This is a genomic window from Streptomyces sp. 8K308 (assembly GCF_004348315.1).
GTDB lineage: Bacteria > Actinomycetota > Actinomycetes > Streptomycetales > Streptomycetaceae > Streptomyces.
The window spans coordinates 1-8815 of record NZ_SMKC01000301.1; the positions used below are offsets into that span (position 1 = coordinate 1).

Below are 8815 nucleotides of genomic sequence, written 5' to 3' on the forward strand. Positions count from 1 at the left end.
GGGAAAGCCCGGCGCGGTCGTCACGCCTCCGGCAGGAGCGGCGTTTCGCCGTCCGGGAGGCGCGTCAGGCCCAGTTCGGGCCGGGAGGCGAGCAGCGGGTGCGCGGGAAGGACGCGGACCGTGTAGCCGAAGGGGCCCGTCCGGTGGAGGGGGAGTTCGCCGGTGTAGGTCCAGCGTCCTGACAGGTCGGGGCCGCCCTCCGGCTTGAGGGAGACGTAGACCGGGTCGGCCAGCGTGTCGTCGCCGTTGACCCGGCCGGTGACGGCCTGGACCTCCACGGCCGAGGGTTCGAGGTCGCCGAGGGCCACCCGCACCCGCAGGGACACCGTGCCGCCGAGCGTCGGCGGCTCGGCGCCCGGTTCGACGTGGTCGACGGCCACCCGTGGCCACTCCCGCCGCATCCGCGCCGCGTAGGCCGCGAGTTCGCCGGCCGCCTCGGCGGTCAGCGCCCGGTGGGCGTGCGCCGCCGGCGCGTAGTAGTCGGAGATGTACTCCCGCAGCATCCGTTCGGCCGGCACCAGCGGGCCGAGCCGGTCGAGCGTGGCGCGGACCATCTCGATCCAGCGGGTCGGGACGCCCCCGCCGCCCAGGCCGCGGTCGTAGAAGCAGGGGGCGACCTGCTCGGCGAGCAGCCGGTAGAGCGCCGCGGCCTCCAGCGCGTCGCGCCGCTCCGGCTCGGTGGCGGCGAGCCCGTCGGCGGTCGGGATCTCCCAGCCGAAGTCGGGGTCGAACCACTCGTCCCACCAGCCGTCCCGCACCGAGAGGTTGAGCCCGCCGTTGAGCGCGGACTTCATGCCCGAGGTGCCGCACGCCTCCAGCGGGCGGAGCGGGTTGTTGAGCCAGACGTCGCAGCCGGCGTAGAGCGAGCGCGCCATGGCCATGCCATAGTCGGGGAGGAAGACGATGCGGTGCCGCACCTCGGGGTCGTCGGCGAACCTGACGAGTTCCTGGATGAGCCGCTTTCCGCCGTCGTCGGCCGGATGGGCCTTGCCGGCGACCACGATCTGGACCGGCTGCTCGGGGTGGAGCAGCAGCGACCGCAGCCGGTCGCGGTCGTGCAGCATCAGGGTGAGCCGCTTGTAGGAGGGGACGCGGCGGGCGAAGCCGAGGGTGAGCACGTCGGGGTCGAGGACGCCGTCCACCCAGCCGAGTTCGGCCTGGCCGGCGCCGCGCTGCCGCCAGGCGGCTCGCAGCCTGGCCCGCACCTCGTGCACCAGCTGTTCGCGCAGGGTGCGGCGGAGTTCCCACAGCTCGGCGGCGCCGAGGTCGGCGTGGTGGACGCGCTGCATGGCGTCGGCGGTCCAGGTGGGCGCGTGCACCCCGTTGGTGACGGAGCCGATCGGCACCTCCTCGGGGTCGAAGCCGGGCCAGAGGCCGGCGAACATGCCGCGGCTGACGCTGCCGTGCAGCAGCGAGACGCCGTTGGCGCGCTGGGCGGTGCGCAGGCCGAGCACAGCCATGTTGAACTGCGGCGGTCCTGCCTCGCCCGGGTCGGCGACGTCGGCACCGGCGATGGCGGCCGGCTCGCGGCCGAGGCCGAGGAGCGCCTGCTGGTCGACGGTGGGGAGTTCGGCGCCCTCGCCGAAGTGGCGGGCCACGAGGTCCTCCGAGAACCGGTCGATGCCGGCCGGCACGGGGGTGTGGGTGGTGAAGACGGTGCCGGCCCGCACGGCGTGCAGGGCGGCGTCGAAGTCGACGCCGTACTCGCCGAGTTCACGGATGCGCTCGGGGCCGAGGAAGCCGGCGTGGCCCTCGTTCATGTGGAAGACCTCGGGTTCCGCGTGTCCGGTGATCCGGCAGAACGCGCGGACCGCGCGCACGCCGCCGATGCCGAGCAGCATCTCCTGGAGCAGCCGGTGCTCGCCGCCGCCGCCGTAGAGCCGGTCGGTCACGTCCCGTTCGGCCGGGCCGTTCTCGGCGAGGGTGGAGTCGAGCAGCAGCAGCGGGACGCGGCCGACCCGCACCTGCCAGATCCGGGCGGTGAGCGTGCGGCCGCCGGGCAGCGCGAGCCGCACCAGGGCGGGGCCGCCGTCGGGCTCGTTCAGCGGGGTGAGGGGCAGCTCGTGCGGGTCGACGACGGGGTAGTGCTCCTGCTGCCAGCCGTCGGGCGAGAGGCTCTGCCGGAAGTAGCCGTGCCGGTAGAGGAGGCCGACGCCGATGAGGGGGGCGCCGAGGTCGCTGGCGGCCTTGAGGTGGTCGCCGGCGAGGATGCCGAGGCCGCCCGAGTACTGGGGCAGGGCGGCGGTGATGCCGAACTCGGGCGAGAAGTAGGCGATGGCGCGCGGGAGTTCGCCGCCCGTCTGGGCGTCGGCCGCCTGGTACCAGCGGGGTTCTGTCAGGTAGTCGCCGAGGTCGCCGGCGGCCAGGTCGAGGCGGCGCAGGAAGCCGCGGTCGGTGGCGAGCTCGGCGAGCCGGTCGGCGTCGACGGAGCCGAGCAGCCGCACGGGGTCCTCGCCGGCGGCGTGCCAGCCGGCCGGGTCGACGGAGCGCAGCAGTTCACGGGTGTCGGGGTGCCAGGACCAGCGGAGGTTGAACGCCAGTTCGTGCAGGGGTCGGAGGGGTTCGGGAAGGACGGGGCGTACGGAGAAGCGACGGATGGCCTTCACAGCGCACGACCGTAGCGGGATGAAGGGGTCGGTCACGGGGGATTCCGGCCCCAAACGGCCGGAATCCCCCGTATACCACCCCCGGGGACCATCAGGGTGTGGCCGCCACCGGCTCCTCTCCCCCGCCGGCCTGGTCCGGAACGATGCCGCCCGGCACGTCCTTCAGCACCGGGGGCGCGAGGTCCCTGGTCGGCTGGATGGTACCGTCGGCGATCTCGGCCGCGTAGTGGCAGGCCACCCGGTGCCCGCCGCCCAGGTCGGTCAGCGCGGGCCGCTCGGTGTCGCAGCGCTCCGGCTGCCGCCACGGGCAGCGGGTGTGGAAGCGGCAGCCGGCGGGCGGGTTGGCCGGGGACGGCAGGTCGCCGCGGAGCAGGATGCGCTCCCTGCTGTCTTCGACGTCCGGGTCGGGCACCGGCACCGCGGACATCAGCGCCCGCGTGTAGGGGTGGCGCGGCTCGGCGTAGAGCGTGTCGCTCGGCGCCTCCTCGACCAGCGAGCCCAGGTACATCACGCCGATGCGGTCCGAGATGTGCCGGACCACGGCCAGGTCGTGGGCGATGACCAGGTATGTCAGGCCGAGCGCGTCCTGGAGCTCCTCCAACAGGTTGAGCACCTGCGCCTGGATGGAGACGTCGAGCGCCGACACCGGCTCGTCGCAGATGATCAGGTCGGGTTCGAGCACCAGCGCCCTGGCGATCCCGATCCGCTGCCGCTGGCCGCCGGAGAACTCGTGCGGGTAGCGGGAGAGCGCACCGGCCGGCAGGCCAACCCGGCGCAGGATCTCGACGATCTTCTCCCTGCGCTCCTCGCGGGTGGCGCCGATGCCGTGCGCCGCCATGCCCTCGGCCAGGATGGACTCGATGTTCTGCCGTGGGTTGAGGCTGCCGAGCGGGTCCTGGAAGACCATCTGCAGCCGGTGCCTGGCGCGGCGCATCTCCTCGTCGGGCAGCGCGGCGAGGTCGGTGCCGTCGAAGACGACGCGTCCCGAGGTGATGTCGGTCAGCCGCAGCACGGCGCGGCCGAGCGTCGTCTTGCCGCAGCCGGACTCGCCGACCAGGCCGTAGGTCTGGCCGGCCTCGATGGTGAGCGAGACGCCGTCAACGGCGTAGACGTGGCCGACGACGCGGTCGAAGAGCACGCCCCGGCGTACCGGGAAGTGCACCTTCACGTCGTCCAGTTCGAGCAGGCTCATACCGCGGCCTCCGTCGTCTCGGTCGTGGTGGTCACCGGGTTGACGCAGCGCACCTCGTGGCCGGGGTGTCCGGCGTCCGGGGCGCCGCCGAGCTCGGAAAGCTCGGGGGCGCCCTGGAGGCATTCGAGCGTGTAGAAGTCGCAGCGCGGGGCGAAGGCGCAGCCGTCCGCCCAGTCGATCCGGTCGTTGATGGAGCCCCGGATCGGGTTGAGCCGGTCGCCGCGCGGCGCGTCGAGGCGCGGGATGGAGCCGAGCAGGCCGTGCGCGTACGGGTGGGCGGGGGCGGCGAACAGCGGCCGGCGGTCGGCGGCCTCCACCACCTTGCCCGCGTACAGCACGTTGACCCGGTCGCAGAGGCCCGCGACCACGCCGAGGTCGTGGGTGATCATCAGCAGCGCGGTGCCCTGCTGGTCGACCAGTTCCTTCAGCAGCTCAAGGATCTGCGCCTGGATGGTGACGTCGAGCGCGGTGGTCGGCTCGTCCGCGATCAGCAACCGGGGGGCGCAGGCCACCGCCATGGCGATCAGCGCGCGCTGCCGCATGCCGCCGGACAGCTGGTGCGGGTACTCCTTGAGGCGCCGTGTCGGGTCCGGGATGCCGACCCGGTCGAGCAGGGTCGCGGCCTCCTTGCGGGCGCCCGCGCCGCGCAGCCCGCGGTGCCGCTGGAGGATCTCGGTGACCTGGACGCCGATCGGCACCACCGGGTTCAGCGAGGACAGCGGGTCCTGGAAGATCATCGCCAGCTGGCTGCCGCGCAGGTCGCGCATCGCGGAGGGCCGCAGGGACAGCAGGTCGGTGCCGTTGAAGACGGCCCGGCCGCCGACCGTCACGCCCCGGCGGGGCAGCAGGCCCATCAGGGCCAGCGAGGTGACGCTCTTGCCGCAGCCGGACTCGCCGACCAGGCCGACCACCTCGCCCTGGTCGACGGCGAAGGACACCCCGGCCACCGCCCGGGTGCCCGACCCGCCGCGGCCGGCGAAGGTCACCGTCAGTTCGTCCACATCAAGCAGGGACATGCCGCATCAGCTCCGCAGTCTCGGGTCGAGTGCCTCGCGCATGGCCTCCCCGAGCAGGGTGAAGCCGAGGGCGGTGATGATGATGCCGAGCGCCGGGTAGACGGCCATCATCGGCTCCTGGTCGAAGAACCGCTGCGCCTGGGCGAGCATCACGCCCCACTCGGGTTGGGAGGCGTCCGGGTTGCCGAGGCCCAGGTAGGACAGGGCCGCCGCCTCGATGATGGCGGTGGCGAGCGCCAACGTGGACTGGACGATCAGCGGGCCGAGCGAGTTGGGCAGCACGTGGGCCAGCACGATGCGTCGTCGCCGCACGCCGAGCGCGCGGGCCGCCAGCACGTAGTCGGCGTTGGCCTGGGCGAGCATCGAGCCGCGCAACAGCCGGGCGAAGATCGGGATCTGTGCCACGCCGACGGCGATCATCACCGTGGTCAGGGACTGGCCGAGGATGGCGGCGATCGAGACCGCGAGCAGCAGCGAGGGCAGCGCCAGCATCATGTCGATCAGCCGCATCAGCACGGTGTCGATCCGCTGCCCGAGCCGGCCGCCGAAGGAGAGCGCGGCCCCGGCGACGCCGCCCACGACGGCCCCGCAGACGAAGCCGAGCAGCGTGGAGACGACGCCGACCAGCAGCGTCTGCCGGGTGCCTTCGAGCAGCCGGGAGAACAGGTCGCGGCCGAGGTGGTCGAGGCCGAGCCAGTTGTCGCCGCGCGGCCCGACGAACTCGCCGCGGTTGACGAAGACCTCGTCCCGCCACGTCTGGGCGGTGGGGCTGTAGGGGGCGATCCAGGGGCCGATGATCGCGAGCACGACGAAGGCGGCCATGATGGCGCCGCCGATCATCGCCATCTTGCTGCGCCGCAGTCGGCGCAGCGTTTCGACCCACAGGCTGGCGCCGCTCGCGGTCTCGGTGCGGGCGGTCAGCTCGGCGAGCCGGTCGATCTTGTCGGCCTTCTTGGAACTCGGGGTCGTGGTGCTCATCAGTTCACCCGCACTCTCGGGTCGATCAGGCTGTAGGCGAGGTCGACCAGCAGGTTGATGGCCACGTACAGCAGCGCGATGAAGAGGATGAAGCCCATCAGCACCGGGTAGTCGCGGGCGTCGATGGCGTCCCTGATGAAGGAGCCGATGCCGCCGAAGGCGAAGACGGACTCGGTGAGCACGGCGCCGGACAGCAGCGAGCCGGTGAGCAGGCCGATCGTGGTGACGACGGGCAGCAGGGCGTTGCGCAGCACGTGCCGGCCGCGCACCACGCGCCGCGCGATGCCCTTGGACTCGGCGGTGCGCACGTAGTCCTCGCCCAGCACCTCGAGGACGCTGGCGCGGGTGATGCGGACGATGACGGCGAGCGGGATCGAGGAGAGCGCGAGCGCCGGCAGCATCAGGTGCTCGACGGCGTCCCAGGACGCGTCCCACTCGCTGGTCAGCAGTCCGTCGAGCACGTAGAAGCCGGTGACCTCGGTGGCGTTGATACCGGTGGACTGGCGGCCGAAGCTGGGCAGCCAGCCGAGGTTGACGGCGAAGACGGCGCGCAGGATGAACCCGAGGAAGAAGACCGGGATGCAGATGCCGATCAGCGAGCCCGAGACGGCGCCGACGTCGAGCCAGCTGCCGCGCCTGCGGGCGGCGAAGTAGCCGAGCGGGATGCCGATGACGACGGCGATCAGCATGGCGGACAGGGCGAGTTCGACGGTGGCCGGGAAGCGCGTGGTGAACTCCTCCCACACGGGCCGGCCGGTGCGCACGGAGGCGCCGAGGTCGAGCTGGACGAGGCGTTCCATCCAGCGGCCGTACTGCACCCAGACGGGGTCGTTGAGGCCCAGCGCCTCCTCGATCTGGCGGCGGTCGGCCTCGGTGGCCCGCTCGCCGAGGAGCGCGGAGGCCGGCCCGCCCGGCAGTTGGTGCAGCCACAGAAAGAGCAGAACCGACAGGCCGAGCAGCGTGGGTACCAGCTGGAGAAGCCTGCGGACGATGAGACGGAGCACCGAAGGGCTCCCCCTTCCCTGACAGAGAGCCGCCCGGCCACGGGGTGCCGCGGCCGGGCGGGCGTACCTTGAGCCTTGGTCTGTGGAGCCTTGGTCTGTTCGGCTTGGCTACCTGGCTACCTGAACGAGACCTCCGCGAAGTTCTCCTGCGTCAGCGGGGACACCGTCGGCGGGTTGACGTCGGGCGAGAAGGCTATGGACGGCGGCGAGCTGGAGATCGGCACGCCGGGCAGGTAGTCCATGATGTACTCGTTCAGCCCCTGGTAGAGGCCGACGCGGGTCTCGACGCCGGGCTCGGCCGAGGCCTCGGCCATCAGGTCGAACAGCTCCTGGTTCTCGAAGCCCCACTCCCGCGAGTAGTCCGCGAACCAGGTGCCGAGGAAGTTGTAGGCGTCGTTGAAGTCGCCGGTCCAGCCGAGCAGGTAGATGCCGCAGCCGCCATCGCGGGTGGTCTCCTGGTAGTCCGGGTTCCACTTGAGCGCGACCGGGTTGACGGTGATGCCCACGGCCTCCAGGTCGGCCCGCAGCAGCTCGTAGATGTCGGCGGGGGCCGGCATGTACGGGCGGGTGACCTCGGTCGGGTAGCAGAAGTCCACCGTCAGGTCCTCGGCCCCGGCGTCGGCGAGCAGCTGCTGCGCCCGCTCGGGGTCGTAGTCGTAGGTGGTGACGTTCTCCGAGTAGCCGTCGATGGTGTCCGGGATGAACTGGGTGGCCACCACGCCGCCTTCGGGCAGCTGGGTGTTCACGATGTTCTCGCGGTCCATGGCGTGGGCGATGGCCTGCCGCACCTCGAGCTGTTCCAGGGCCGGGTTGTTCTCCTGGGTGATGCCGAGGTAGAGGATGTTGAACACGCCGCGGACCGGCACCTGGAAGCCGTCCGCCTCCAGCGTCTCGACGTCGGCCGGGGCCACCAGGTCGTAGCCGTGGATGTCGCCGGCCTGCAGCGCCTGGCGCCTGGCGTCCTCCTCGGGGATGGTGCGGAACACCAGTTCCTGGACGCCGGCCGCCTCGCCCCAGTAGTCGTCGAAGCGCTCCAGGGTGACCTCGCCGTTGCTCCGGTTCCACTCGGTCACCCGGAAAGGACCGGTGCCGGAGACGATCCCGGCCTCCTGGCTGTAGTTCGGGAAGGTGATGTTCTCGCCCTCGCCGCTCGGGTTGTCCTCGGCCATGGCCTCGATGGCCGTCGGGGACTGGATGGCGAAGGACTGGAGCGAGAATCCGCCCGGGTAGTTGGCCGAGGGCTCGGCGACCTCGATGACGGCGGTCAGTTCGTCGGGTGCGGTGCAGCCCACGTAGTTGGGCGGCGGCGTCTCGTCGCTCTCGTTCTCGGCGAATCCGCCGAACACCGTCTGCCAGTAATAGGAGAGCGTGGTGTTCTGGTAGGTGCCGCTCCAGTTGTACCAGCGGTCGAAGTTCTGGCAGACGACCTCACCGGTCAGCTCGTCGCCGTCGTGGAAGGTGACCCCGTCCCGCAGGTGGAACGTCCACTCGGTGCCCGCCTCGTTGCTCTCCCAGCTCTCCGCGAGGCCGGGCACCATCTCGGTGCCGCCGGGCTCGTGTTCGATCAGGGTCTCGAAGACCTGGCGGGTGACCCGGAAGGTCTCGCCGTCGCTGCCCAGCGCGGGATCGAGGGCCGCGGGATCGCCTGCGGCGCCGAAGACAAAGGTGTCGCCACCCCCTGACGAATTGTCGTCGTTGTCGCGCTCGCTGGCGCAGCCGGCCGCTATCAGGCCGATCGCGAGAACGGCCGCGAACGCCCGAGCGGCGGCCTTGGGTCTTGCTGTGCGCATCGTCCACCTCAGTGGGTTGGCGGTGGTAAGACGTTCCGGTGGACGGCACATTACTGCTCTAGTACATACCAGGGAACCGCGCGTAGAACGGCGATACCGACCTGAGATCTTGCCGTCAAAAGAAGGACAAGTCCACTTTCTTCCGCTTCGGTTCGGGAGTTTCACGGACATTCTTCGGTCCCGGCAACCTCATGACCATTCAGTGGCAACACCACGGTGACATTCCATC

Annotated in this window: 6 protein-coding genes; all 6 read right to left on the reverse strand. The window is 71.5% G+C overall.

Annotated elements, in window-relative coordinates; genetic code table 11:
- Positions 1-20: 20 nt before the first annotated feature.
- Positions 21-2606, reverse strand: a complete 2586-nt coding sequence (glgP, locus tag E1265_RS28980; protein WP_132933962.1) for an alpha-glucan family phosphorylase — start codon at positions 2604-2606, stop codon at positions 21-23.
- 91 nt (positions 2607-2697) lie between these two features.
- Positions 2698-3798: an oligopeptide/dipeptide ABC transporter ATP-binding protein gene (locus E1265_RS28985; RefSeq protein ID WP_132933963.1), complete on the reverse strand. Its 1101-nt coding sequence runs from the start codon at positions 3796-3798 to the stop codon at positions 2698-2700.
- Complete coding sequence (locus tag E1265_RS28990) at positions 3795-4814, reverse strand: ABC transporter ATP-binding protein (RefSeq protein WP_132933964.1); 1020 nt, start codon at positions 4812-4814, stop codon at positions 3795-3797. The genes E1265_RS28985 and E1265_RS28990 overlap by 4 nt, the downstream gene beginning before the upstream one ends.
- Before the next feature lie 6 nt (positions 4815-4820).
- Entirely contained in the window at positions 4821-5792 is a 972-nt protein-coding gene (locus E1265_RS28995; protein WP_132933965.1) for an ABC transporter permease, read from the reverse strand.
- Positions 5792-6796, reverse strand: coding sequence for an ABC transporter permease (locus E1265_RS29000; protein ID WP_132933966.1), 1005 nt, complete (start codon positions 6794-6796; stop codon positions 5792-5794). Before E1265_RS29000 ends, E1265_RS28995 begins: the two co-directional genes overlap by 1 nt.
- A gap of 116 nt (positions 6797-6912) precedes the next feature.
- Entirely contained in the window at positions 6913-8586 is a 1674-nt protein-coding gene (locus E1265_RS29005) for an ABC transporter substrate-binding protein (RefSeq protein ID WP_132933967.1), read from the reverse strand.
- Positions 8587-8815: the final 229 nt, after the last annotated feature.